The organism is Arthrobacter sp. Soil_C_60, from assembly GCF_057656375.1.
Window position 1 is genome coordinate 1 of record NZ_JBDGKM010000029.1, and the last position, 518, is coordinate 518.

Below are 518 nucleotides of genomic sequence, written 5' to 3' on the forward strand. Positions count from 1 at the left end.
GAGGTTGCCGAGCACCGTCGGGATTTCGTTCCAGACCAGGTAGTCCAGGACGGTGAACTCGCCGCCGAGCAGCAGACCCGACGGGAACAGGAACATGTTAACGATCGAGTGCTCGAAGCCCATGAAGAAGAACAGCATGATCGGCATCCACATCACGATCACTTTCCCGGGGACGTCTTTGGCGATCATGGCGCCGGCCACGCCGATCGACACCATCCAGTTGCACAACATTCCGCGGACGAACAGCGTCAGCATCCCGGACGCGCCGTGCTCGGCATAGCCGAGCGTGCGCCCCTCGCCGATGTGGCCGATGGCGACACCGACCTCGTTCGGCGGGACGGCGAAACCGTAGGTTACGACGACCGCCATCAGCAGGGCCACCGTGATCGCTCCGATGAAGTTCCCAACGAACACCAGCCCCCAGTTGCGGAGCACGCCGCGGACGGTCACGCCGGGTCGCTTGTCCAGCAGCGCCAGGGGCGTCAGGACGAACACCCCGGTCAGCAGGTCGTAGCCGA

General features: G+C 64.3%; 1 protein-coding gene. It reads right to left on the bottom strand.

Going from position 1 to position 518, the window contains the following annotated elements; translation table 11 throughout:
- On the bottom strand, positions 1-518 hold a 518-nt coding region (locus tag AC3A4M_RS22810), incomplete at both ends, for a formate/nitrite transporter family protein (protein ID WP_498738909.1).